This window comes from Nitratireductor sp. OM-1, assembly GCF_003296175.1.
Classification (GTDB): Bacteria; Pseudomonadota; Alphaproteobacteria; order Rhizobiales; family Rhizobiaceae; genus Nitratireductor; species Nitratireductor aquimarinus.
In genome coordinates this window covers 129,372-154,744 of sequence record NZ_CP029208.1, presented here as the reverse complement: position 1 = coordinate 154,744, position 25,373 = coordinate 129,372, and the positions used below count along the sequence as shown (strand labels likewise).

Sequence of the window (25,373 nt, the reverse complement as noted above, 5' to 3'; positions counted from 1 at the left end):
CCGTTCTAGATTAGCCCGTTGCGAATGGCCGTTGCGATGGCCATGGCTCGGTTTTTTGCTGCCAGCTTGTGAATCGCATGGGCGACATAGCTGTTTACCGTGTTGGAAGACACGTTGAGGATGAGAGAGACCTCATCGGCGGTCTTGCCTTCGGAGACCCAGTAAAGGCACTCGCGCTCGCGTTCCGATAAGGGTTCGCCGAGCGCATTGGTCTTTGTTCTGAAGCCTGAAAGGTGGTGGCACAGATTGATGTGCATGCGCCGCAGGTCTGCCGGATCGAGAGCGCCTGGCCGGTCCCCGGAAATCAGCGCGATGTAACGCTTCTTTCCCGCTGGCAATTTTAGGAGGAAGATTTCCTGATGATCATGGAGGCTCAGATTGGCAATGTCTTCACAGGAGAGAAGAGCGGCAAGTGCAGCCGGGTGCCAGGGGCGTGAGGTGAGGCCGGGAAAGGTGGAAGCAGAGCTTTCGATGAGCCGCGATATCGCCGTCATCCCGACATCTTCGATTGTGTCGAAGCTCCAGTTGGAAACGAGGATCCGGGCCATGCCGGTGGAACTGTCGGGTGCGGCTTCAGCGATCAGGTAGGAGGTGTTGCCACTGTTGGGGCAATAGCTGCGGGCAAGGCTGGCGAGGTCGCGCCGCGATATGGCCCTCAAGGGCCGGACGGATTGCTTTTCGCGTGTATCAGTTGCCATTCGCTCTCATCGCAAATCCCCACCGGCGGGAAGCCGGTATTGTTGGTTTTGCGGATACGCAATACGAGGCCCGCAACGTCCCCCGCCCAGCGTCGAAATCGGTGTCCGTACAACCGGCATGACCGTATAAATACGCTTTGAAACGGGCAGCGCTCTCGGGCCAGAACAGCTTTGTCATTCAGTGGCCCCCCAGTCACCTCGTTAATCGTTAGGTAAGGTTTCGATTCGGGTCAAGAAAGGCTCAAAGCGTTTGAAATGCTTCAAATGTAGAACAGAGAACGCCCCTCTTCAGTGAAAAGATGCATCTTTTCTGCGGATGCGGTGAGGCGAAGGCGCTCGCCCCGGGCATGTTTCTGGACGCCGGCGATCTTCACGACGACCGGTTCATCCACATCTTTCACATTTACGTAAACATTCGTGACCTCGCCGAGCCGTTCGACAAAGTGCACTTCGCCTTCGAAGAGAAAGTCATCGCCATCTGCAACCCGCAGATCTTCCGGCCGCACGCCGAAATGGGCCGACGCGCCTGCCAGACTTTCGGGAGAAGGGATGGGAACGGCGACCTGCCTGCCGGAAAGGGAAATCACGGTCTGCCCGCCGGTCTTTTCGATGCGGGCCGGCTGGATGTTCATGGCGGGCGAGCCGATGAACCGGGCGACGAAAAGATTGGCGGGTTTCTCGTAAAGTTCGATGGGCGCGCCGACCTGCTCGATATGTCCCGCCGACAGGACGACGATGCGGTCTGCAAGCGTCATGGCCTCCACCTGATCGTGGGTGACGTAGACCATGGTGGTGTCGGGCATTGAGCTTTTGAGCTTGGCGATCTCGATGCGGGTGGCGACACGAAGCGCTGCATCCAGATTGGAGAGCGGTTCGTCGAACAGGAACACTTTCGGATTGCGCACGATGGCGCGGCCGATGGCGACGCGCTGTCGCTGACCGCCTGAAAGCGCCTTGGGCAGGCGATCAAGATATGGTGTCAGCTGCAGGATCTCGGCCGCTTCCTGTACGCGCTTGTCGATCTCTTCCTTCGGGGCCCTGGCGATCTTCATGCCGAACGCCATGTTGTCGTAGACTGTCATGTGCGGGTAGAGCGCATAGGACTGGAACACCATGGCGATGCCGCGCTGCGATGGCGGGATGTCGTTCACGCGCGCGCCGCCGATGAACATCTCGCCACCGGTGATGCTTTCAAGCCCGGCGATCATGCGCAGGAGCGTGGACTTGCCGCAGCCCGAAGGGCCGACGAAGACGATGAACTCGCCTTCCTCTATGTCCAGGTCGATACCGTGGATGACCTTGGTATTGCCGTAGCTCTTCTGGATGTTCTTGAGCGAGAGATCCGTCATGTCTCCATCCCCTTGCTGCCGAACCAGCTTGCATAGGCCGGCAGCGTGACGATGCCGTCCTCCACCGTTCCGGCTGCGCCGGAATCGGCCATGGTCGCATAATCCCGGACATCGAGCTTCAGCGTGACCGGCCCGTCGCTCATGTTCACCGCCACCAGAATGGCGTGGCCGGCCATGGAGCGCTCGAAGACAAGCACCTCCTCAGTGCCTTCCCGGAAGGTGATTCCGCCCTTGGCGAAACCGGGATGGCGGGCGCGGAAGGCAAGTGCATTGCGATAGTGCGACAGGAGCGTGTCCGGCCCCTCCTGCGCCGAGACGGCCAGATGGAGGTGCTCCGGCGGCACGGGCAGCCAGGGCTTTGCGCCGGAGAAGCCGCCATTGACCTGCGTTTCCGACCAGACCATCGGGGTGCGGCATCCATCGCGGCCCTTGAAGGTCGGCCAGAACTGGATGCCATAGGGGTCCTGCAGGTCTTTCAGGTCGAGTACGGCTTCGGTGAGGCCCAGCTCCTCGCCCTGATAGAGGCAGACGGAACCGCGCAGCGACAGAAGCAGCGTCGTGGTCATCTTCAGGAAGGCGTCGCGGTCGTGGACCTGATTGGCCCAGCGCGAGGCATGGCGCACCACGTCATGATTGGAGAAGCTCCAGCACGACCAGCCATCGGGCGCCTTGTCGCCGAATGCCTCGATGACGCGCCGGACACGGTCCGGCGTGAGCGGTTCCTGCGACAGGAAGTCGAAGGAATAGCACATGTGAACCTTGTCGCCGCCGCTCGTATATTCGGCGACGATGTCGAGGCCGCGCTGTGCATCACCCACTTCGCCGACAGCCGTGGTGCCGGGATATTCATCGAGCAGCGCACGGAAGCGTTTCAGGAATTCCAGGTTCTCGGGCTGGTTCTTGTCGTAAAGGTGGTTCTGGAAGTTGTAGGGATTGACCGCAGGCGCGATGGAGGCGTTGCGCTGGTCCTGCTCAAGCGGCGGATTGTCTTCCAGACCGGCCGAGTGGACGTAGAAATTGATCGTGTCGAGACGAAAGCCGTCGACGCCGCGTTCCAGCCAGAAGCGCACCGTTTCAAGCAGCGCGTCCTGAACATCGGGATTGTGGAAGTTCAGGTCCGGCTGGCTGGCCAGGAAATTGTGCAGATAATACTGGCAGCGGCTCGTGTCCCATTCCCATGCGGAGCCGCCGAAGATCGACAGCCAGTTGTTGGGCGGGCTGCCATCGGGTTTCGGATCGGCCCAGACATACCAGTCGGCGCGTGGATTGGTGCGGTTCTGCCGGCTTTCCACGAACCAGGGATGCTGTGCGGAAGAATGCGAGATCACCTGATCGATCATCACCTTCAGACCGAGCCGGTGGGCCTCGGTGATCATGGCGTCGAAATCGGCCAGCGAGCCGAACATCGGATCGACCTGGGTGTAGTCGGAGACATCGTAACCGAAGTCGAGCATGGGCGACTTGAAGAAGGGTGACAGCCAGATCGCATCGACACCAAGCGAAGCGATGTAGGGCAGGCGCTGGGTGATGCCTTTGAGGTCGCCGATCCCGTCGCCGTTGGAATCCTGAAAGGAGCGCGGATAGATCTGGTAGATGACCGCGCCGCGCCACCAGTCGGCGTCTTCCGCGTGGCGGCTTACGGCTCCGGGAGCATGTTCGAAGGGAGCATCGTGAAGGACATTCATGGGAGCGGTCAGCCTCCTTTGACGGACCCGGCGAGAAGGCCGCGGACCAGGTAACGTTGCAATGCGAAGAAAACGAGAATGGGCACCACGATGGCCACGAAGGCCGATGCGGTGAGGATTTCCCAATTGCCGCCACGCGAACCGAGCAGTTCGCGCAGCCGGCCGGTCAGCACCAGCTGTTCTTCATTGTTTCCAAGGAAGACGGTGGCGACGAGCAGGTCGTTCCAGACCCAGAGGAACTGGAAGATGGCGAAAGAGGCGAGGGCGGGAAACGACAGCGGCAGAATGATCTTGCGGAAGATCTCGAAATCCGACGCGCCGTCGACGCGCGCGCTTTCGATGATCTCACGTGGCAGGCCGGCCATGTAGTTGCGCAGGAGATAGATGGCGAGCGGCAGGCCGAACCCCGTATGTGCGAGCCAGATGCCGATGAACGACTTGCCGATGCCGATCGTGTTGTAGAAACGCAGAAGCGGGATCAGCGACATTTGTAGCGGGACGACGAGCAGGCCGACAATGGCGGCAAGCAGAAGCGCGCGGCCCGGAAACTCCATCCATGCCAGTGCGTAGGCCGCATAGGCCGCAATCAGGATCGGGATGACGGTGGCCGGAATGGTCACGGTCATCGTGTTGATGAAGCTCTTGCCGAGTCCTTCGGAGAACAGGACGTTTTTGTAATTTTCCGTGGTGAAGCGCGGCGGCTCGACCGAGCTCACGAAGATGCGCTGGCCGCGGCCGGGTTCGGGCTGTTCGGCATAGGTGATGGTGTAGTCGCCACTGGCCTCGACGGTGAGCATGCCACCGTCGCGCAATTCAGCGCTCTCGCCGACGGCGAAGGCTGAAGGCGCGCGCGATGATATGCCGAAGCCGACGGCCTTGCCGCTGCCATCCTCGAACACATTGCCGGTGAGCACGTAGCGGCCGTCTTCCAGCGTGGCGTTTTCCGGCGGGGCTGCGCGTGCGACCACGTTGCGTTCGGACGCGGTGAGGGCGGTCCACCAGCCGCTCACGGCGAGCTGGTCCTTGTCGCGAAGCGATGAGACGAGAATGCCGAAGGTCGGCAGGGTCCACAGCGCCACGAGCAGGAGGACGGATATGTTGACAACCCATGAGAGGGCAGGGCGCGAGCCGACGGGCGTGCTCATTTCATGTCCTTCCGTGCTTCGCGGATGTTCCAGATCATGATCGGCGTGACCATGGCCATGATGACCAGCGCGATGGTCGAGGCGCGGCCGAAATCGAGCCCGCGGAACATCCAGTCGAACATGTAATTGGCGAGCACCTGGCTGCCCCACTGGCCGTTGGTCATGGCCAGCACGATGTCGAACACTTTGAGAACCAGAATGGTGATGGTGGTCCAGACCACGGCGATGGTGCCCCAGATCTGCGGCACCTTGATCTTGTAGAAAATCTGAAAGGGCGAGGCGCCGTCGATGATGGCGGCCTCGATGGTCTCTTCGGGAATTCCGCGCAGCGCGGCCGAGAGGATGACCATGGCAAAGCCGGTCTGGATCCAGATCAGGATGACCATCAGGAAGAAATTGTTCCAGAAGGGGATGGTGATCCACGCCTGCGGCTCGCCGCCGAAAAAGGTGACGACGGCGTTGAGAATGCCGATCTGGTCGGAGCCTTCGGCGCGGTAATCATAGATGAATTTCCAGATCACGCTCGCGCCGACAAAGGAGATCGCCATGGGCATGAAGATGAGGCTCTTGGCGACATTGCCCCAGCCGATGCGGTCGGTGAGGGCGGCGGCGATGAGGCCGAAGAAGGTGGCGGCGGCAGGCACGACGATGAGCCAGAGAATGTTGTTGCGCATGCTCTCGCGGAAGGCTGCGTCCTTGGCGAGCCAGGCGTAATTGGCCCCGCCGACCCAGGTTTCGCCGCTCGGCCCGTGGAAGGACAGGAAGATCGAGTTGATGACCGGATAGACCAGATAAATGCCGAGAATGACGATGGCCGGCCCCAGAAAGAGCCAGGGGCGAATGCCGTTGGCGGCGTTGATGTTGTCCGCGACGCGGCTGCCGCGTGGCGGATAGATCAGGTCGAGGAGCCGGTTGGAACCCCAGAAATAGCCGAAGCAGGCGGCCACGCCGAGCACCATGACAAGCACTGCCTGGACAAGCTTGATGTCGGGCAGGACCGTGTTGAGCGCGGTGAAGACGGCGACGGCGCAGAGCACCGCAAAGACGATGCCGGCAATCATGATGCCAAGCGCAATCGCCATATTGAAAAGCAAGCGGCCGAGGCCCGATGGACGGGACCGCGGGGCGGCTTCGGTCGAGGAGATGGCCATGTCAGCCTCCTGGGCGCATGCCGGCTGTGCCGGTGCTCCCACCCCGCATGCTCAATGGCGGCGGGGTGGGGCGGCGTTGCATGCGCAGTCCTACTTGATGGCGTCCCATTCTTTCTGGATCTCGCCGGCGACCTCTTCGGCGGACTGGCCGCCGACATAATCGATCATGCCGGTCCAGAACGCGCCTGCGCCGATCTTGCCGGGCATCAGGTCGGAGCCGTCAAAGCGGAATGTGGTCGCATTGGTCAGGATTTCGCCCTGCTTGCGCAGCGCATCATTGGCGTAGGCCTCCGGGTTCACGCCCTTGTGCGGGGTGAGGAAGCCGGCCTGCGCCATCCAGATTTCATGCGCGATGGGCGTCTTCAGGAATTCGATGAAGGCGCGCGCCACATCCGAATCCTTCGTGATGGCGAATACGGTGCCAGCACCCAGAACCGGGGTGCCGAGATCCTTTTCCGCATAGGCCGGCAGGTAGAAGAAGTCTGCGTCGCGGCCAAGCTGCGTGCCCTCGGGGAAGAAGGAGGGGATGAAGGACGCCTGCCGGTGCATGTAGCATTTCGGCGGGACGGCGAAGAGGCCTTTGGGGCTGTCACGGAAGTCGGTGGAGGCCACGGCGCCCGCGCCGCCATCCACATAGTCGTCATTGCGCGCGAACGCGCCGAATTCCTCGATGGCCGCAACGACGCGTTCATCGTTGAACGGGATTTCATTGGTCACCCACTGGTCGTAGACCTCGGGCGACTGGGTGCGCAGCATCAGGTCTTCCACCCAGTCGGTGGCCGGCCAGCCGGTTGCGCCGCCCGAACCGAGGCCGATGCACCAGGGCGTTTCGCCATCGGCGACGATCTGGTCGGAAAGCGCCTTCAGTTCTTCCATGGTCTGCGGCACTTCATAGCCCGCATCCTCAAAGTTTTCCGGCACGTACCAGACCAGCGATTTGACATCTGCCTTGTAGGGAAAGGCGAAGAAGGCCTTCGCCCCGTCCTTGCCGGCATAGGTGCCGAGATCCACCCAGGACTGGCCGGCAGCATAGCTTTCCTTCATCCAGTCGGCAGTTTCGTTGCCGAGCGGCACGAGCAGGCCCTTGGAGGCGAGGTCGCCTGCGAGGCCCGGCTGCGGGAAGACTGCGACATTCGGTGCGCTGCCGGCCTGCGTGTCGATGACGATCTGCTGCTCGAAGGAGTCCGAGCCGGAGTAATTGACCTTTGCGCCGGTCGCTTCCTCGAAATAGGCGGTGACGGATTCGATCAGATCCTTGTCGGAGCTGAGCCAGGGGCCAAACAGGCTCATCTCCTGGCCGGAGAGATCGTGCGCGGCCTTGAAGTCTTCGAAACTCTGCCAGTTGAAACGGGCATCCTCGCCCGGGGCGAATTTGAGATCGGCGGCATGGGCGACGCTGCCGGACAGTGCCAGGGCAAACGCGCCAATAAGCATGGACGTCTTCATGGTTCCTCCAATTGCGGCCGGAGCCGCTCCTCCTCAGGTCTTTGCAGGTCCGGCGCATTGCTAACGTTTTAAACGAAATTCAAAGCGCTTTGGATAATGTCAGCATCAATCCGGGAAGCCTTTGAGTCAAGAGCGCCTTGCTGTCAGCGCGAAGATTCATGAAGAAAATTGGTTTCATTGCCGTATTGATATGAAAACGACCAATTGTCTGCCTGAAGGGCTTGATCTCCCCAAAACGCTGTGACACCAATTTTTTTAAAGCGCTTTGAAGGAAAGGAACCGCCTTGGCTACCCGCAAAGCCATGAACCTCAAGATGCTGTCCGAGGCGCTTGGCCTGTCGCAGACCACCGTTTCGCGCGCGCTCAACGGCTTTCCGGAAGTGGCGGAGAAAACGCGCGCTCGCGTGGTCGAGGCGGCGGAGCGGCTGAACTATCGCCCGAGCCCCAGCGCGGCAAGTCTGGCGACCGGCAAGTCACGCATGATCGGGCATGTGGTGAGCCTTTCCGAACACATCATGATCAATCCGCATTTCGCCGATTTCATCGCCGGGGCGGGCGAAATCTATGCGCAGAGCGGCTACGACATTCTCCTTCGGCTTGCGCCGCTGGAAGAGCAGGAACGCATCTATCTGAACCTTGCCGAAGACCAGCGTGTGGATGGCGTGGTGGTTCATGGACCGCTGACCGGTGACAGCCGCATCGGCATTCTGAATGCATTGGGAATGCCTTTCGTGGTTCATGGGCGCTGCGATGAGGAGGGGGCGGATTATTGCTGGATGGACGTCAACAACCGGCGGGCTTTCCATCGTGCGACGAAGTTTCTGCTGGATCTGGGACATGAGCGCATCGCGCTGATCAACGGTCTTGAGACGATGAACTTTGCCGAGCGGCGCAGGCAGGGCTATGAGGCAGCGCTGGCAGAGGCCGGTGTCGCGCTTGACGAACGCCTGCTTCACAGCGCTGATATGGTCGAGCCCTATGGCTATCAGGCGACGCGGGCGCTGATGGAACTGGATGAGCCGCCGACGGCCATTTTGGTGGCGAGTGTTCTGCCAGCCATGGGCGTAACGCGGGCGCTGGTCGATCTTGGCCTGCGGGCTGGCGAAGACGTTTCCGTGATCGCCTTTGATGACTGCCTGTCCTTTCTACAGTCGGGCTACAAGGGCAGCGCGCCGGACATTCCTTATTTCACGGCGGTTCGTTCCTCCATCCGGGAAGCGGGAAAACGGGTGGCGCAGTTACTTCTTGAGCGCATCGAGACCCCGGACGGGCCGCCTCTGAGCGAGCTCTGGGAGGCCGACTTCGTGATCGGCCAGACGACCGCGCTGCCACGCCGCCGCTAAAGGGCGGAAACGGCGTTTTCAGAAAGAACGAGTCCAGAAAGAACGGGGAGAGGCTGATGCCCGCCAACGGAATGGAAGCCATGGAGCTTGAATTCTCACGCGACGATTTCCCCGGGGATTTCGTCTTTGGCACGGCCACCTCGAGCTATCAGATCGAGGGCAGCCGGTTTGGCGGTTGCGGAACCTCGCACTGGGACACGTTTGCGGCAACGCCCGGCAACACGGTGCGCGGCGAGGATGGGGCCACGGCCTGCGACCACTATCACCGCTGGGAAAGCGACCTCGATCTGGTGCGTGACGCCGGGTTCGACTGCTATCGCTTCTCGATCTCCTGGTCGCGTGTGCTGCCGGATGGAAGGGGAGACGCCAATCCAGAGGGGCTCGATTTCTACGACCGCCTTGTCGATGGCATGCTGGAGCGCGGGCTGAAACCCTTCGCCACGCTCTATCACTGGGATCTGCCGGCGCCGCTTGCCGATCTGGGCGGCTGGCACAACCGCGATATTGCAGACTGGTTCGCCGATTATACGGAACTGGTGATGAAGCGCATTGGAGACCGGGTAGCGACGGCGGCAACCATCAACGAGCCCTGGTGCGTGGCCTGGCTCAGCCATTTCATGGGCGCACATGCGCCGGGATTGCGCGACATTCGCGCCGCCGCCCGCGCCATGCACCACGTGCTTCTGGCGCATGGGCGGGCGACGCAGGCGATGCGCGCGCTCGGCATGGACAATCTGGGGCTGGTTACCAATTTCGAATACGCCGCTCCCGCCGATGACAGCGAGGCGGCGCGGAAGGCCGCCCGTCTTTACGACGGCATCTACAACCGCTGGTTCCTTGGCGGTGTGTTTGAAGGCGCTTATCCGGAGGACGTGCTGGAAGGGCTCGGCCCTCACATGCCGCAGGGCTTTGAGAAGGATTTTGGCGTGATCGGCACGCCGGTCGACTGGCTGGGCATCAATTATTACACGCGCAAGCTGATCGCCCCGGACGGTTCAGGCCGGTTTCCGGCGCTGAAAGAGGTCGAGGGGCCGCTGCCCAAAACGTTCATGGACTGGGAGATCTATCCCGAGGGCCTGCACCATTTCATCACCTGGGCGCATGAGAACTACACGAAGGGCCTGCCGATTTATGTGACGGAAAACGGCATGGCCGCGCCGGACCGGCTGTCGGCCGGGCGGGTCGATGATCTCGCGCGCATCGATTTTCTGAACCGGCATCTGAGGGCGGTGCGGCGCGCCATGGATGAGGGCGCGCCGGTGAAGGGCTATATCGTCTGGTCGCTTCTGGACAATTACGAATGGGCGCTCGGCTATGAAAAGCGTTTCGGGCTTGTCCATGTGGACTTTGAAACGCTGGAGCGCACGCCCAAGGCATCATGGTATGCTCTTGGGCATGCTCTTGGGCGCGCGCTGAAGCGCTAGGTCCTGACTCGAGGCGATCAGACTGAACGGGTCGCGCCGCCGTCGATGCGGACCTTGGTGCCCGTGACATAGGACGCGCGTTCGGAGGCGAGGAAAACGGCCATGTTGGCGAATTCTTCGGGATCACCGTAACGCCCCATGGGAATGGTGTCGGCGGCAGCAGCCGAAACCTCTTCCACCGGCTTGCCGGAGCGGTTCGCGGCGGCGGTGTCCAGTTCGACAACGCGCTGCGTGTGAATGCGGCCGGGCATGAGAATGTTCACCGTCACGCCGTCGCGCGCAATTTCGGTGGCGAGCGTCTTGGACCAGCCGACAATGGCCGAGCGAATGCCGTTCGAAAGCGCCAGCATCGGAATCGGCTGTTCCACACCCGAAGAGGTGACGGTGAGAATCCGGCCCCATTTGCGCTCGCGCATTGGTGGCAGAAGACGCCCGGTCAGGTGGAAGATATTGGCCGCCATGGTCTCGAAATTCGAGATCCAGTCGCTGCGACCGGCATCGACAGCCGATGACGGGGGCGGGCCACCGGTGTTGTTCACAAGAATATCGACGCCGCCCTCGGCCAGAAGCCTGTCGGCGAGCTCATCGATGGCGGCAAGGTCTGAAATGTCGAGCGCGCAGGCTTCCACCGTGCCTGCGCCATCGGGCAGTTTGCCGGCCCAGGCCTCGATCTTGTCCTTGCTGCGCGCGGCGGCGATCACGGTTGCGCCTTCACGCGCCAGCCCTTCCGCGATGGCCGCGCCGAGGCCGCGGCTTGCACCGAGCACCAGCGCGCGCTTGTTGTTAAGTCCTAGATCCATTGACAAATTCCCCGGATTTCTGCGCCGCCGTTCGCCCTGACATGCCTAGGGTGCAGCGGCTTCTGGTGGGTTCTCTCACCCTGGGTGAGGTGGGGGATTGGGCACGATTCAGATGAGGATTGCAAGTCGGTATGGGACGCTGTAAAGCGATCCGCCGCTTGGCGCTGTCCCTTCAAATTTTGGTAACGCGCAGTCTTGGAATGTTATGTGCCCTGCCGAAACTAAACCGCAATTGATGCGTTGAAAGCGCGTGGTTTGTGCCGCGGCTTCACCCTGAGACTTTCTGCATACGAGTTCCATATATGGACCGACGATCCTTTCTTGTTTCCTGCCTGTCAGCCTCGCTGTTGGGCGCCTCCAGCTTGATGACAATCGCAACCTCTGCGCGCGCCGAAGACGTTGCCGCGCAAGGCGGCGGGGTGAAGAGCGGGGCGAAGCCCTTCTCCTTCGATGCGCTGACGGAGGCCATGAAGAACAAGGCTTCCCAACCTTTTGCAAAGGCCGATTTCGAACTGCCGCAGCAGATCGCCGAACTGACCTACGATCAGCACCGTGCGATTCGGTTCCGCCCCGATCACGCATTGTGGCAGGGCGAGGCCCCATTTGAGCTTCAGGCCTTCCATATGGGTTGGCTCTTCAAGGAGCCGGTGCGCCTTTACGCCGTCGAGGGTGAGACGGCTGAACCGATCCTCTTCACCGGTCGCGATTTCGAGTATCGCAAACCGCTTGACCCGACCGCATTTGAAGATCTGGTGATGGAAGGCGAGGCGGGTTTCCGTCTGCACTACCCGCTCAATGCGCCGGACGTGATGGACGAACTCGTCTCCTTTCTTGGCGCGAGCTATTTCCGCGCGCTTGGCCGCGACACGCTTTATGGCCTGTCGGCGCGTGGCCTTGCCATCGATACGGCGACCGCTAATGGCGAAGAGTTCCCGCGTTTCACCGATTTCTACATCGAGAAGCCGAATCGCCGCAGCAAGGAAGTGACCGTCTACGCGGCGATGGACAGCGAGAGCGTGACCGGCGCATACCGCTTCGTCATTTCGCCCGGCCGCAACACGGTGATGAATGTGACGGCGCGTCTTTTTGCGCGCAGGGATATCGGTCGTCTGGGCGTTGCGCCGATGACCTCCATGTTCCTGTTCGCCGAGAACAATGACAGCGCGTTCGACGATTATCGCGGTCAGGTGCATGACAGCGACGGGTTGAAGATCGTGCGTCAGGATGGCGATGAGCTATGGCGCAATCTGAACAACCCGTCCGAGCTGGCGACATCCTTTTTCACCGAGGACAGCCCGCAGGCATTCGGCCTGTTCCAGCGCGACCGCGATTTCGCGAACTTCCAGGACGCCGGTGCGCACTATGAGGAGCGGCCTTCGCTTCTGGTCGAGCCGCTGGAATCGTGGGGACGCGGCAATGTCACACTGGTCGAGATCCCGACGGATCTCGAGGTGAACGACAACATTGTCGCTTTCTGGGTTCCCGAAAAGGCGGTGAAGGCCGGCGATGAGCTGGAATTCAACTACCGCCTGACCTGGGGCGCGATTGAAGAGCCGACCAACCGTTTTGCGCGCGTCATGGCGCTGCGCGGCGGCGAGGGCGGTGTCTCCGGCGTGAAGAACGAGGAAGGGCTGCGCAAGTTCGTTGTCGACTTTGACGGTGAGGTTTTGCGGAACCTTCCCGGTGACTCGAACATTGAAGCCGTTGTGAATGTCAGCCGTGGCGAGATCGCCCATTCCACCGTCTCCCGCATCGGGAGCAACGGGATGTGGCGGCTGGTGATCGACCTGAAGCCAAACGGCTCCGGGCCAGTGGAGATGAATGGTCATCTCAAGCTGGATGACAAACGGCTTTCCGAAATTTGGAGCTATCAGTGGAGAGAGACAGATGACGCACGTTCTTGAGACGGATAGCAGGCACGTGACGCTCGCACGCCATGCACTGCCGGCAGCCCCCATGGCCATGCCCGATCAGGTGCTGGAGCGCCGCCGCGCCCGTCCGGCGCTTTTCTCGATGCTTCTGAAACGCTTCGCCTGGAAGTGACCCGACATGCCGCGCATCCGCGCGGCATCGGTCCGGCCCTGCAATGATGTCGGCAATGATGCCGGCAATTATGAGTGAGTGATGGTCAGCGTAAGACGCGTTTTATCGATCCTGTTCTGCCTGCTTATGGCTGGCCTCGTCTCCTCGCTTGCCGTCGGCTATTTTTCCGCTGACGGCATTCAGTGGATCGACGCGGTCAGGATCGTGCTTCTGGCGGCCAGCACTGGCTGGCTCGCTTGGGGCGCTGCCTATGCGTTCAACGGTCTTCTGAGCCTGCCGCTCAAGCGTGAAGACAAGACCTTCGAACTTGTGCCGACCAGCGCCCGCACGGCGGTTCTGGTGCCGGTCTACAATGAAGATCCGGTCAAGACCTTCTCGCATGTGGCGGCGATGATCGGCAGCCTGCATGCCCTTGGCGTGGCGGGCCGTTTTGACTTCGCCATCCTGTCGGATACGCGCGACCCCGAAGTGGCGGAAAAGGAAGAGCGCTGGTTCCAGCGGCTGCAACTCGAATGCGGCGCGCATACCGACATCTTCTATCGCCGGCGTGAGCAGAACACCGGCAAGAAGGCTGGCAATGTCGCCGATTTCATCCGCACATCCGGCGCGCTCTATGAGTACATGATCGTGCTCGACGCTGACAGCCTGATGGAAGGCGCGACCATGGCCGAGATGGTGCGGCGCATGGATCACGATCCACGGCTTGGCTTGCTGCAGACCCTGCCGAAGATCGTGCACGCACGCTCCTTCTTCGGTCGCGCCATGCAGTTTTCGACCGGCTATTATTCCCCGATCTACACGCGCGGGCTGGCTGCGCTGCAGGGCACGGCCGGTCCTTTCTGGGGCCACAATGCGATTGTGCGCACCCGCGCCTTTGCCCAGAGCTGCGGTCTGCCGGAGCTTTCGGGCCGTCCGCCCTTTGGCGGGCATATTCTCAGCCATGACTATGTCGAGGCCGCGCTTTTGACCCGCAATGGCTGGACCGTGCGTGTCGATCCCGATCTGACGGGCTCCTACGAGGAAGGGCCGGACAATGTGGTGGATTTCGCCAAGCGCGACCGCCGCTGGTGTCAGGGCAATCTCCAGCATGGCCGCGTGATGGTGGCCCCGGGCCTGAAGCCGTGGAGCCGGTTTGTTTTCGTGCAGAACATCATGGCCTATGTGGCGTCGCCGCTCTGGGCGCTGTTCATTATCGCCTCCATTGCAGCCCCCACGCTGAAGGGCGTGCCGGACTATTTCCCGGAGCCCGGCCTCTCCGCGGTCTTTCCGCGCGTGGAGCAGGGGCTGGCGCTGACGCTTCTGGTCGGTGTGTTCGGTCTTCTGATCGGGCCCAAGCTTCTGATCGTGGCGCGCGGGGCGATCAGCGGTGTGAACGAGACTTTTGGCGGCACCGGTCGCGCGCTCCTGAACACGCTGACCGAGATCCTTTCGACGAGCCTGCTCGCACCGATCATGCTCATGTATCAGTGCCGCGCCGTGCTTGAGGTTTTCTTCGGCATGGATGGCGGCTGGCCGGCAACGGACCGCGAGGCGGGGTCCGTCAGCCTTTCGGAAGCCTGGTCTGCGAGCTGGTGGATAAGCGCGACGGGTCTGGTGACGCTGGGCCTTGCTTTCCAGTTTGCGCCTGAATATGTCGGCTGGCTGCTTCTGGTGGCAGGGCCACAGGTGTTTGCGCCGATCCTCATTCATGTGAGTTCGCGAAGCGCGCTGGGCACGGCCGAAGCGGGTCTGTTCGAGACCGCCGATGACCGCAACCCGTCTCCCGTCGTGCTGCGGCAGGAGGCCATTCTCGCGCATTGGCGCGGCGCCGAGGCGTCTGCGCCGGCATTCCGGCCGGTCCCTGAGCCGGCATTTGAAGCCGCCGACGCGGAGCGGTAAGGCCCAGCCATGAACGCACCCTTCGTTCCCGCAAGCGTTGGCCGAGACCAGCGCCTTGACGTGTTTCGCGGTCTCGCGCTGATCACGATCTTCATCAACCATGTGCCGGGCAATCTTTATGAGAACCTGACGTCGCGCAATTTCGGCTTTTCCGATGCGGCCGAGGCGTTCGTTCTCATGTCCGGGATTGCGGTTGGTCTTGCCTATTCGCGCGGTTTCCGCAGCGGTCCGTTCTTTGAGGCCTGCATGAAAGTGTGGCGGCGGGCCGGCGTTCTCTACGTCACGCACATCGTGACCTCGGTCATCGCCATCGGCATTGTGGCGGCCGGCGCGCTATATCTCGGCGTGTATGAGATGCTGACCCGTATCAATTTCGGTCCGCTGCTCGCAAAGCCGCTGGAGACCATGGTCGGGCTGCCGCTTCTCGGGCACCAGCTTGGCTATTTCAACATTCTGCCGCTCTATGCCGTGCTGCTGGTGATCTCGCCGCTCTACATCATGATTGGCCTGCGCAGTCCGCTGGCGCTGATCGGTGTTGCGGTGGGCGTGTGGCTGCTGGCGGGAACCTTCCGGCTCAACCTGCCCAATTACCCCAATCCCGGCGGCTGGTTCTTCAACCCTGTCGCCTGGCAGCTGATCTATGCCGTGGGCATTGTAGGCGGGCTCTCCATGATGGAAGGGCGCAAGCTGGTGCCTTACCGCGCATGGCTGTTCTGGCTCTGCACGGCCTTCCTCGCATTCTCCTGCGTCTGGGTGTCGCTCAGGGCAGGGGCGCTGCCGGGCCGCAAGATGCTGCCTTTCTTCATTGCCGGTTTCGACAAGACCTTCCTGTCGCTCCCGCGTCTTCTGCATGCGCTGGCGCTGGCCTATGTGCTGACCAATGTCGCCTGGGTTCTGCGCATCTTCCAGTGGCCGGTCTTCCGCCCCGTTGAGCTGATGGGCAAGAACGGGCTTGCCGTGTTCGCCACCGGTTCGGTTCTTGCAATCGTGCTTCAGGTGCTGAAGCTGCGCTATGAGCCCGATTTTGCTTCGGACGCTGCCCTGCTGGGCATTGGCATCGCCATCCAGTATGGCGTGGCGTGGTTCCTGTCGCAGCAGAAAGAAGCAAAGAAGGGCAGGAAGCGGGTCGCTGAAAACAGGTTCATGCCGGGCTCGCAGGAAAAGGAACGCCTCCGCGAAAGCGTGTGAACCCACGTATTCCCGCAGCAAGAAGCGGTGTTCCGTACCACTAATTACGCGGTCGCAGACGTTTTGCCGGCATTTTATACTCTCGGCAGGCGAGGGAAATTTGCGAGGGTATTTCCATGATGAAGCGACTTTTTGCATGCCTGTTCGTTGTCGGGCTCGCGGGGTGCCAGTCCGACACCCAGACATCACAACCCATGACGACCATGCCGCCTGCAGGCGGCGGGGCCGGTGTTTCCGATCTCGTTGGCGCACGGGGGGCTGGCGGTGAAACGCAGCTCATGGCGCGCGGTTATACGCTTTCCAGAACGCAGGGACTGACCGCCTATTGGTGGAACGCGGCCAGCGGAAACTGTGTACGGGTGGTGACCAGCGATGGACGCTATCAGAGCGTCGATCCGGTTGGTCCGGCCGAATGCGGGCAGGCTTCGATGGCTGCGTCTGCACCGGCTGGCGGGCCGCCGGCAGACATTGCAGATCTGGTCGGCGCGCGGGGCGCTGGCGGTGAGACCCAGCTCATGGCGCGTGGCTACACGCTGGCCAGAACCCAGGGACTGACGGCCTATTGGTGGAAGGCGTCTACGGGCACATGCGCCCGGGTTGTCACGGCCGATGGCCGCTATCAGACGGTGGCGGCGGCCAGCGCCGCCGATTGCAGGGCCTGAAGCGACAGGGTTCGGTTGAGCAGCGGGGACCTGGCCGGTACCCTGAGGATCGGGTGACACGGTTTCTGTGCGCCGATCAAGGAGATCTGCGATGCGTATTCTGGGTTTTGTTCTTGTGGTTGCGGCGCTTGCCTGGTCGCCGGCGTCCGCGCAGGACCTCCGTGAGGTCCGGGTGCAGTTCGAGGCGGGTCGCTCCGGCACAACGATCAATGGCCGGATCAAGGGATATGAGATTGTCGATTACGTTCTGGGCGCAAGACGCGGCCAGCGCATTGCCATTGATCTCGGCACCGACAATCTGGCGAATTACTTCAACCTGCTGCCAGCTGGCAGCGAGACGGCCATTCACACGGGATCGGTCGCCGGGAACGAATATACCGGCGTCCTGCCGGCCGATGGCGATTATCGCATCCGCGTCTACATGATGCGCAGTGCGGCCCGCCGCGATGAAGTGGCCAATTACCGGCTTTCCGTCGACATCGAAGCCGATGGTGCGGGACGCAGCGCCAATCCTGATTTTGCAGACGGTCTGAGCGGTGGTCCCGATTACTGGGCGGTGTCCGGTGTTGCGCGCAACGATCTCCTGAATGTGCGGACCGCGCCCGGCACGAAGTCCGCAGTGATCGGCCAGTTGGCCAATGGCGACCGGGTGCGCAATCTCGGCTGCCGCATGGTGGCCAAGTCCCGCTGGTGCCGCATCGGACTTGGCGGCGACCAGAGCATGACTGGCTGGGTCAATGGACGCTATCTGGTTGAAGCGGCCGGGCCTTAGTGCGGTTCATTCGCTTGTTCTGCGCATAAACGCCCTGTGAAGCGCCGGTGAATGAGATGCTGGCGCCTCACGGGTCCTGCGCTTGCGAAGCTTCTTCTACCCAGGGAGCAATGTAGAATACCGGTCTGGTGCTTTCCGCACAGCTATTGTCGAGCTTGCGGCTCGGGTCGTTGATGAAAGCCACCCCCATATCCACGACGCAGGGCTGATAGACCACCGCGCCATGCCCGGCTTCGGGAATGATGAAGGACTGGCTGTTGCTCAGCGTCTCGGTGGCCAGCTGCGCCCAGCTTGCCGCAGTCTGCACATCCCATGTCGAGCCGATTGAGAGGGTTGGAATGTCGCTGACGACCGGGGCGTGAAACCCCTCACGCGGCTGCGGTTCGAAGAGTTCGCACACCGTGTAGAAATCCTGGGCCATCCTGTCCCAGCCTGATCGTATGATGCGCCCGTACTCAAGCCCGTCCGTTACCTCCCTGTAGCGCTCGAGGCTGTTGTAGGGCCGGTCTTCCTGGCAGGCGTAGATCCACAGGTGCGAGCTGCCGAGAATGTCCTTCTCCAGACGTGCTGTCGCGGCCCTGATGGCGTCGAAGGCCTTCTGCACCTCGCTATCCGACATTGCCGTGACCAGCGCCTGAAGTCGTTGCTGCGCCGCGCCATCGAAATACTGGCTGACAAAATTGCGCAGAAGATCCTTCGAGGGCGTTGCGTTCTGCATGGCGGCATAGTCGATGACCGCGGCCCGCAGGCGTTCCGGGTTGGTGGTAAGCGGGCCGATCGCCTTTGACATCTCTTCATCGAAAAGGGCTGCAAGAGGACCGAAGGTGCGGTCGCGCAACAGTGCGTCCTTGAGTTCCTGTATGGTCAGGTCGAGCGCGCTGTCGCTTGCTTTCAGCGCTTCCGCTTCGGCCAGCACGATGTTTACGAGACGCTCTTCTGCATCTGTCAGTTTCTTTGCTGCATTGCGGGCGTCTGTGGCGCCGGGCAGGGGAAAGCTCAGCTCTTTTTCGACAAGCATGGCCACCGTCGGCATCTCTTCGCCGCGCGCCATCTCATAGATCGCTGCGGGTATATAGGCCGTGTAGCTGCCCTGTCCGTACTGCCCGTTGCGCTTGCTGAGCAGGACGGACACGATCTGCGGCGGCATGGTCTCGCCCTGAATCCGGACCTTGCCGGCAAGAGCGTTGTCATAGGCTTCGTTGAGCTTCTGCCCGAGGTCCGGATAAGCCCGGTTGCAGGCTTCGTCTGCCTTGCATTCCGCCAGGAAGGCGAGAATAGCCTCATGCTCCGGCACCGCAAGCGTGTCATAGAGATGGATCGCGGGCGGTGCGACACCATCGATGATGACCGAGCGCAGTCCTTCCGGTGCGCTGCGCATGACTTCCAGTGAGAGTTTCGTGCCGTATGATATGCCGTAGAGATTGTAGGTTTCATATCCTAGCGTTTTCACCACCGCACGCACGTCGAGCGCATTCTGATAGGTGTTGAAGTTCTCAAGTCCGACGCCTGCTTCCTGCAGTTCCCGCACACAGTCCGCCACCAGTTTCGATGGCCGCACCGTATCCTCCTCGGTTTCGGTGGAGGTGATTGTCTCCTTGGCAATGTCGATCACATTGATGGTGAGTGCGTCATAGCAGGTGGTGGAACGCGCCGAGAGACCGGCGGCGCGCTGATCGAAGATCACGATGTCCCGCGTGTCACGCCAGGGATCGAATATCTCCGCGAATTTCCGTAGTCCGCCAAGCACCCCCGCTCCGGGACCGCCATGCAGATGCACGACGGGATCGGGGGCGGGATAGGAGGAATTGGAGCGCAGAACCGTAAAGACCAGATCGAGCGTTCCCGCTTCGGGCTGCGCGTGATCCTCGGGAACCGTCACCGTGCCACAGACGATGGTTTTGCCTTCGATCTCCGTTCTGCCAAGGGGGCGCGGGCATGGCGCAAGCGCGACCGGATAGGCCTTCTGTGCGCCACCTTCCATGATCGTTCGGAAATGCATGTCATCTGCTTCTCCGCTGGAGAGCGCGATGATCAGGGCGATAATCTGGTCGTACGACGTCGACATGCTAGCCTCCCATCTCTGCTGGCGCGTTATGCATTGCGGCTGAATGCGTGTTGTGCGTCCACACCTTGTTCGCGGGCATGCAGATCTGGCGAACCTGCCCGAAGTGCCGGTTATTGCTCATGGGGAAGGGGCGGTTATGGGCGAACAAAAGCACCATCGCCTTGATGGTAAATCGCCATGTCCGCTTAACAAAGCACATGCGCCCCTCAATGATCTGGTCTGTGGAATGAACCAGTCAGGAGGGGCAGTATGCCTGAATGGCGAAACCCGAGCCAGCACCACTATCGGATAGGGTGTTGCGGAGGCAGGCAGTTTTGCCTGTCGCCGGGAAACCGGCGGTGATGCGCACCGCCGGCATGTGGCTAGAGCGTTCCCGCTTTTCCTGGAATTGCTTTAGCCGTGTTTTAGCCCTTCGACGATGCGCAGAAAGGCCAGTTGGCCGGGGTCGGCCAGTCCGATGCTCTTCTCGCCGAACATACGGGCGCGGCCGAGCCTGTTGGGCTGGTTGCGGAACTGTTCAACGGCGTCGCCGGCGGCGGTGATGGCCGTGTCGACCATGGTTTCCGGCGCTGCACCTTCGAGCGCCTCTGAGATGGCGTCGAGGCTGTCGAGCACCGTCTTGTCGCCGAGATTGCCTTTGCCGCGCGCCATCATGGCGTCGCGGGCAGCGGTGACGAGGCCCGGAATGTCGTCCGGCGCAATTTCCGTCTTTCCCTTCTCCAGCTTCGCGGCAGCCATGAAACCGGTGGCCAGCAGCGTTCCATAAGAGGATGACGAGACGCGCTGGAAGGCCTTGGCGACTGCAAAAAGCGCCATGCCCACATCGTCGGGAAGCTCGGTTTCTGCGGCTTCGGCAAACCCCTTGGATACGGTAATGCCGAGATCGCCGTCACCGAGTGCGCCGTCGGCGCTGCACAACTCCTCGCTGGCAGTCGCGGTGTGAGCGGCAATGCCGCTCAACGCTTTCGCGATGGCTGAACTGTCGATCATCGCGTCCTCTCCCTATACGCGCCAGAAGGCGCATTCTGCCGGGGCTTTGAGCAGGGTTTCAAGCTCTTCGTCCAGCTTGATGACCGTGATGGTTGCGCCCGTCATCTCCATGGAGGTCGCGTAGCGGCCAACCAGCGGCATCACGATCTCGACACCGAGCGCATCGAGCTTTTGCTTTGCGTGGCGATAGAGAATGTAGAGCTCTTCGGCGGGCGTTGCGCCGAGCGAGTTCACGAGAATGGAAATACGGTCGCCCTTTGCCAGAGGCTGGTCGGCCATGAGGCGCTCCAGCATTTCTTCTGCAATCTCGTCGGCGGGCTTGATCGCGTCGCGCCAGATGCCGGGCTCGCCATGGATGCCCATGCCCATTTCCATTTCCGTTTCGCCGATCTCGAAGGTCGGTTTTCCTGCCTGCGGGATGGTGCAGGGCGTCAGCGCCATGCCGATGGAGCGGCAGGCATCAGCGGTTTTCCGGGCGATGCGGGTGACTTCATCCAGGTCGTGGCCGCGCTCGGCGGCAGCGCCTGCGATCTTGAAGGCATAGACCATGCCGGCCACGCCGCGCCGCTTCTCGGCCTCTTCCTTCGGGGCTGAAACCACATCGTCGGTCAGAAGCACGGTGGTGGTGCGGATGTCGTGTTCCATCTCGGCCATTTCGCCGGCCATGTCGAAATTCATGACATCGCCGCCGTAATTGCCATAAAGGCGCAGCACGCCCGCGCCGCCATCGGCCAGCCGGATCGCTTCGGCCATCTGCTCGGCGGAGGGGCTGGCGAACACGTCACCAATGGCGCAGGCATCGAGCAGGCCGGTGCCCACATAGCCGGTGAAGATCGGGAGATGGCCGGAGCCGCCGCCCGTCACGATACCGACCTTGCCCTTCTTCGCGCCCGCTGCCCGCGCAATCACGCGGCGCACCGGCTGCGCATAGGTTTCGGGATGGGCCGCGACCATGCCTTCGAGCATTTCATCGACATAGTCTGCGGGGTTGTTCAGGATCTTTTTCATGCCTTGTCCTCCCAGGAGATTGCGTTCAGGCCAGCGTTCAGGCTTCCAGCGGGCGCGCCATGCGCTGGCGGTGTTTTGCCAGACGGTCGAAGACGATGGGCAGGCCGGTGCCCACAATGATCAGACAGCCGATGACGAATTTCTGCCAGTAGGACGGAACCCCGGCCATCAGCAGCGTGGTGTTGATCATGGTGATCACGAACACGCCGAGAAGCGTGCCGAGCACGGTGCCGTGTCCGCCGGTGATGCGCGCGCCGCCCAGAACCACGGCGGCGATGACGTTCAGCTCCATGCCGACGAGATCGAACGGGTTGGCCATGCGCGAGAGCGTTACATGGGTCATGCCGGCAAGACCGGCAATCGCGCCGGCGATCACATAGATCAGCACCTTGACCCGCTTGATGCGGATGCCGATGCGCTGGGCTGCTTCTTCTGAACCGCCGATTGCGTAGACCTTCCGCCCGAACAGGGTGAAGTTCATGATGATGGCGAGCGCAATGGTGACCGCCACCAGCACGAGGAAGGAGGCGGGAAGCGACACCATCTGGCCGACCGCGTTCTCGATGCGGATGAGGATGGTGCGGGAGAAATTGATCACTTCGCGCGGCACCGAGGTGATGTAGGTGGTGCCAAGGAAGGTGAGCAGCGCGCCGCGGAAGAAGGAAAGCGTGCCGAGCGTGACGATCAGCGTGTTGAGCCCCAGCCCGCCGATGAGTAGGCCGTTGACGAGCCCGAGCCCCGCGCCAATGGCGGCGGCGATGACGAAATAGGCGATGATCGGCAGGTCGAGATCGATGCCCAGCACGATCTTCATGGTCGCATACATGGCGAAGGCGCCGATGGCGGTGTGCGAGACATCAATGCCGCCGGAGGCCAGGACCATCATCACGCCCATCGCGAAAATACCGGTCACCAGCCCGTTGCGGGCAAGGTCGATCAGCGTGGAGGGCGTGAAGAAGGCCGGATTCAGCAGGCCGAGAACGACTGCGAAAAGCACCGCGACGAGGAACACGATGCCCTGCGGGGTTGCAAAGATGCGGGCAAGCGCGTTCATGTCCGGTCCTCCCTGATGACTTCGTTGTAGAGTGTGTCTTCGTCCACCGTCGCGGCGTCGAAGCCTGCGGTGATGCGCCCGCGCACCATCACCAGAATGCGGTCGGACAAAGCGATGGCCTCGGCGATGTCGTCGGTGACGACCATGACCGCCGTGCCGCTGCGGCTGAGCGAAACGAGCAGTTCGTGGATCTCGCGTTTGGACCCCACATCGACGCCGACCGTAGGCCCGTTGAGGATGAGAAGCCGGGGGTCGATCTCCATCCAGCGCGCCAGCACGACGCGCTGCTGGTTGCCGCCCGAAAGCGTCGCCACGGCGGGCGTCACGTCAGGTGTCTTGATCCGCAGGTTCTTCACCGCGTCGCGTGCGCGCTGCAAAAGGCTTGAGGCGCTGACGATGCCGAAATGAGTCGACTTTTCCAGGCTGGAGACGGTGATGTTGTCGCGGATCGACTGGTTGAGGAAGAGCCCTTCCGTCAGCCGGTCCTCCGGCACATAGGCGATGCCCCGCTCGATGGCGTCGTGCTGGCTTTTGAAGGTGACGGCCTCGCCATCGATCTCAATGCGCCCGGCATCCGGCTTCATGTAGCCGAACAGGGTTTGGGCGAGTTCGGTGCGGCCGGAGCCGAGAAGGCCGACCACGGAGACGATCTCGCCCGGACGCAGCTCCAGATCCACATCGACGAAATTGCCGCGACGACCGAGGCCGCTGGCGGCGAGGAAGGGGCGCTGGACCGGGCTTTCTTCGCGCGGCAGCCGCTGACTGTCCACGGAACGGCCGGTCATGGCCTCGACAAGGCGCTCGGTATCGAATTCGCCGATGGGGCCTTCCACCACCACGGAGCCATCGCGCAGCACGGTGACCGTGTCGCAGACGGCGAAAACCTCTTCGATCTTGTGGCTGACGAACAGGAAGGAAACGCCTTCCTTCTTCAGTGCGCCGACGATCTCGAGAAGATGGGCGACCTCGCTGCGGGTCAGCGCGGTGGTCGGCTCATCCATGACGATGATGCGCGCCCTGTTGGCGAGCGCGCGGGCGATGGCGACGAGCTGTTTGGACGCGACGGGGAGGAGTTCGACCGGCGTGTCGGGGTCGATCTCCACCTGCATGCGTTTGAGGGTGTCGATGGCCAGTCTGCGGCGCGCGCTGCGTTTGTGCAGCACGTCTGCGGAGGTAACCGAGGTCAGGAAGCCGATGTTTTCCCAGACGCTCAGATTGGGAAACAGTGAAAAGTCCTGATAGATGACCGAAAGGCCGGCGGTGATGGCGCCCATCGGGTCGTTGCCCAACTGGCGGCCGTTCAGCGAAACCTGGCCTGCGTCCGCGCTCACCACGCCTGACAGGATCTTGATAAGTGTCGATTTGCCCGAGCCGTTCTCGCCGGCCAGACAGCGCACCTCACCGGTGCTCAGTTCGAGATTGACGTCTTCGAGCACGCGCACCGGCCCGTAGGCCTTGCGGATGTCCCGCATCTGCAGGATGGGCGTGCTTCCGCTCGCTTCGTCGTTCATGGGAAATCTCTGTTGTTCAGGCAAGGCCGCCGGGCGGACAAGGCCCGGCGGCGGTTGGATCGAGAGGCGCGCAGACGACTGCCGGTCCTGATGCCAGGACCGCAGGCGGGCTCCATGGGGCTCTCGATTCCGGTCACGTCAACACGCTGCGATCAGAAATCGTATTCGCTCATGTTGTCCGTGGTGACATCGACCCAGGCCTGGCCGTAGAGCACCTTGCCGTCGAGCTTGATGGCATTGTAGCCCTCGACGCCGAGGTCCATGCCGTCGGTGATCTCTTCACCTGCGATGGCCATGGAAGCGACCTTGTTCATGGCGATGCCTGCCTTCGCGGGATCCCAGAAGGAGATCATCTCGATGGCGCCGGTCTCCAGATAAGGGCCGGCAACCGAAACGAGGCTGGTGCCGACGATCTTGACCTTGCCGTCGAGACCGGCTTCTTCAACGGCCAGAGCCGCACCCACGACATCTTCACCTGCCGAGCCCTGAATGCCCCTCAGGTTCGGATAGGTGCGCAGAAGCTCCTTGGTCTTCTGGTAGGCGGTCTGCTGCTGCTCGTTGCTCTCCAGCTTGTCGGTGACAAGCGTCATGTTCGGGTATTTTTCTTTCTGGTACTCGATGGCGGCGTCGACCCATTCATTGTGGGTCTTGGCGGTCAGGTGGCCGACGAACACGGCATATTCGCCTTCGCCGCCCATGGCCTGTGCGAGCGCTTCCATCAGGTGACGGCCATAGGCCGCATTGTCGAAGGCTTCCACGTCATAGGTGATGTTCTGGAGGCTGGACGCCTCGTGGCCGATGACCTTGATGCCGGCGTCGAGCGCCTTGCCGAGAACCGGCTCCAGAGCCTCCGGCGAATTCGGCACGACGGTGATGGCGTCGACCTTCTTGGCGATCAGGTCTTCGATCATCTGCACCTGCAGCGCCGCGTCGGCGGAAGCCGGTCCAACCTGCGTTGCATCGTGGCCGGTTTCCGCGGCGTATTCATTGACGCCGTCTTCCATGCGGTTGAACCAGGCAATGCCCGAAAGCTTCACCACCGTCACGATGGAGTGCTTGGCATCCTGCGCGTGCGTAACGGCGCCGGCCCCGACGATCAGCGCGGCGCCGAGCGCCACGCCGGCGGTCAGTTTCCTCAAATTCAAAGCCATGTTTTCCTCC

At 61.9% G+C, this 25,373-nt stretch carries 21 protein-coding genes; 8 read left to right on the top strand and 13 right to left on the bottom strand.

The window, feature by feature from the left end:
- Positions 1 to 5: 5 nt before the first annotated feature.
- The 6 genes from DEJ54_RS00630 to DEJ54_RS00605 all read right to left on the bottom strand — a co-directional run bounded on the left by DEJ54_RS00630 (position 6) and on the right by DEJ54_RS00605 (position 7,474).
- The gene (locus DEJ54_RS00630; RefSeq protein ID WP_113152856.1) at positions 6 to 698 is read right to left on the bottom strand and encodes a helix-turn-helix transcriptional regulator; all 693 of its coding nucleotides are present in this window, start codon (positions 696 to 698) and stop codon (positions 6 to 8) included.
- A 260-nt stretch (positions 699 to 958) separates the two neighbouring features.
- Complete coding sequence (locus tag DEJ54_RS00625) at positions 959 to 2,047, bottom strand: ABC transporter ATP-binding protein (protein ID WP_113152855.1); 1,089 nt, start codon at positions 2,045 to 2,047, stop codon at positions 959 to 961.
- On the bottom strand, positions 2,044 to 3,732 hold the full coding sequence (locus DEJ54_RS00620; RefSeq protein WP_113152854.1) for an alpha-amylase family glycosyl hydrolase: 1,689 nt from the start codon (positions 3,730 to 3,732) through the stop codon (positions 2,044 to 2,046). Before DEJ54_RS00620 ends, DEJ54_RS00625 begins: the two co-directional genes overlap by 4 nt.
- Before the next feature lie 8 nt (positions 3,733 to 3,740).
- On the bottom strand, positions 3,741 to 4,877 hold the full coding sequence (locus DEJ54_RS00615) for a carbohydrate ABC transporter permease (RefSeq protein ID WP_113152853.1): 1,137 nt from the start codon (positions 4,875 to 4,877) through the stop codon (positions 3,741 to 3,743).
- A complete protein-coding gene (locus DEJ54_RS00610) occupies positions 4,874 to 5,836 on the bottom strand; it encodes a carbohydrate ABC transporter permease (protein ID WP_162742362.1) in 963 nt (320 codons plus the stop codon). Before DEJ54_RS00610 ends, DEJ54_RS00615 begins: the two co-directional genes overlap by 4 nt.
- Before the next feature lie 282 nt (positions 5,837 to 6,118).
- Complete coding sequence (locus tag DEJ54_RS00605) at positions 6,119 to 7,474, bottom strand: ABC transporter substrate-binding protein (protein ID WP_113152851.1); 1,356 nt, start codon at positions 7,472 to 7,474, stop codon at positions 6,119 to 6,121.
- Between the two features lie 284 nt (positions 7,475 to 7,758).
- On the opposite strand from DEJ54_RS00605, the gene DEJ54_RS00595 reads away from it, so the two are divergent.
- Positions 7,759 to 8,817, top strand: coding sequence for a LacI family DNA-binding transcriptional regulator (locus tag DEJ54_RS00595; RefSeq protein WP_245447650.1), 1,059 nt, complete (start codon positions 7,759 to 7,761; stop codon positions 8,815 to 8,817).
- A 56-nt stretch (positions 8,818 to 8,873) separates the two neighbouring features.
- The gene (locus DEJ54_RS00590) at positions 8,874 to 10,241 is read left to right on the top strand and encodes a GH1 family beta-glucosidase (protein WP_245447648.1); all 1,368 of its coding nucleotides are present in this window, start codon (positions 8,874 to 8,876) and stop codon (positions 10,239 to 10,241) included.
- A 17-nt stretch (positions 10,242 to 10,258) separates the two neighbouring features.
- On the opposite strand, the gene DEJ54_RS00585 is transcribed toward DEJ54_RS00590, so the two are convergent.
- Positions 10,259 to 11,041 (bottom strand): SDR family oxidoreductase, encoded by a 783-nt coding sequence (locus tag DEJ54_RS00585; RefSeq protein WP_113152848.1) that lies wholly within the window; start codon positions 11,039 to 11,041, stop codon positions 10,259 to 10,261.
- Positions 11,042 to 11,406: 365 nt separating this feature from the next.
- Between DEJ54_RS00585 and DEJ54_RS00580 the strand changes: the two genes are divergently transcribed.
- The 6 genes from DEJ54_RS00580 to DEJ54_RS00560 all read left to right on the top strand — a co-directional run bounded on the left by DEJ54_RS00580 (position 11,407) and on the right by DEJ54_RS00560 (position 17,584).
- Entirely contained in the window at positions 11,407 to 12,945 is a 1,539-nt protein-coding gene (locus DEJ54_RS00580) for a glucan biosynthesis protein (protein WP_371685939.1), read from the top strand.
- Entirely contained in the window at positions 12,929 to 13,084 is a 156-nt protein-coding gene (locus DEJ54_RS23130) for a hypothetical protein (protein WP_162742196.1), read from the top strand. The genes DEJ54_RS00580 and DEJ54_RS23130 overlap by 17 nt, the downstream gene beginning before the upstream one ends.
- An 81-nt stretch (positions 13,085 to 13,165) precedes the next feature.
- Positions 13,166 to 14,962: a glucans biosynthesis glucosyltransferase MdoH gene (gene mdoH / locus DEJ54_RS00575; protein WP_113152846.1), complete on the top strand. Its 1,797-nt coding sequence runs from the start codon at positions 13,166 to 13,168 to the stop codon at positions 14,960 to 14,962.
- Positions 14,963 to 14,971: 9 nt separating this feature from the next.
- Entirely contained in the window at positions 14,972 to 16,150 is a 1,179-nt protein-coding gene (locus tag DEJ54_RS00570) for an OpgC family protein (RefSeq protein ID WP_113152845.1), read from the top strand.
- Positions 16,151 to 16,266: 116 nt separating this feature from the next.
- On the top strand, positions 16,267 to 16,812 hold the full coding sequence (locus DEJ54_RS00565) for a hypothetical protein (protein WP_113152844.1): 546 nt from the start codon (positions 16,267 to 16,269) through the stop codon (positions 16,810 to 16,812).
- A 91-nt stretch (positions 16,813 to 16,903) separates the two neighbouring features.
- A complete protein-coding gene (locus DEJ54_RS00560) occupies positions 16,904 to 17,584 on the top strand; it encodes an SH3 domain-containing protein (protein ID WP_113152843.1) in 681 nt (226 codons plus the stop codon).
- 67 nt (positions 17,585 to 17,651) lie between these two features.
- On the opposite strand, the gene DEJ54_RS00555 is transcribed toward DEJ54_RS00560, so the two are convergent.
- The 6 genes from DEJ54_RS00555 to DEJ54_RS00525 all read right to left on the bottom strand — a co-directional run bounded on the left by DEJ54_RS00555 (position 17,652) and on the right by DEJ54_RS00525 (position 25,363).
- Positions 17,652 to 19,649 carry an alpha/beta fold hydrolase gene (locus DEJ54_RS00555; RefSeq protein ID WP_113152842.1) on the bottom strand — a complete coding sequence of 666 codons (1,998 nt, stop codon included), beginning with the start codon at positions 19,647 to 19,649 and terminating at the stop codon, positions 17,652 to 17,654.
- Positions 19,650 to 20,042: 393 nt separating this feature from the next.
- Positions 20,043 to 20,639, bottom strand: coding sequence for a dihydroxyacetone kinase subunit L (locus DEJ54_RS00545; protein ID WP_113152840.1), 597 nt, complete (start codon positions 20,637 to 20,639; stop codon positions 20,043 to 20,045).
- A gap of 12 nt (positions 20,640 to 20,651) precedes the next feature.
- Positions 20,652 to 21,647: a dihydroxyacetone kinase subunit DhaK gene (locus DEJ54_RS00540; RefSeq protein WP_113152839.1), complete on the bottom strand. Its 996-nt coding sequence runs from the start codon at positions 21,645 to 21,647 to the stop codon at positions 20,652 to 20,654.
- 37 nt (positions 21,648 to 21,684) lie between these two features.
- A complete protein-coding gene (locus DEJ54_RS00535; protein WP_210344023.1) occupies positions 21,685 to 22,701 on the bottom strand; it encodes an ABC transporter permease in 1,017 nt (338 codons plus the stop codon).
- Entirely contained in the window at positions 22,698 to 24,212 is a 1,515-nt protein-coding gene (locus tag DEJ54_RS00530) for a sugar ABC transporter ATP-binding protein (RefSeq protein ID WP_113152838.1), read from the bottom strand. Before DEJ54_RS00530 ends, DEJ54_RS00535 begins: the two co-directional genes overlap by 4 nt.
- A 152-nt stretch (positions 24,213 to 24,364) precedes the next feature.
- Positions 24,365 to 25,363 carry an autoinducer 2 ABC transporter substrate-binding protein gene (locus tag DEJ54_RS00525; protein ID WP_204360835.1) on the bottom strand — a complete coding sequence of 333 codons (999 nt, stop codon included), beginning with the start codon at positions 25,361 to 25,363 and terminating at the stop codon, positions 24,365 to 24,367.
- Between the last annotated feature and the right edge of the window lie 10 nt (positions 25,364 to 25,373).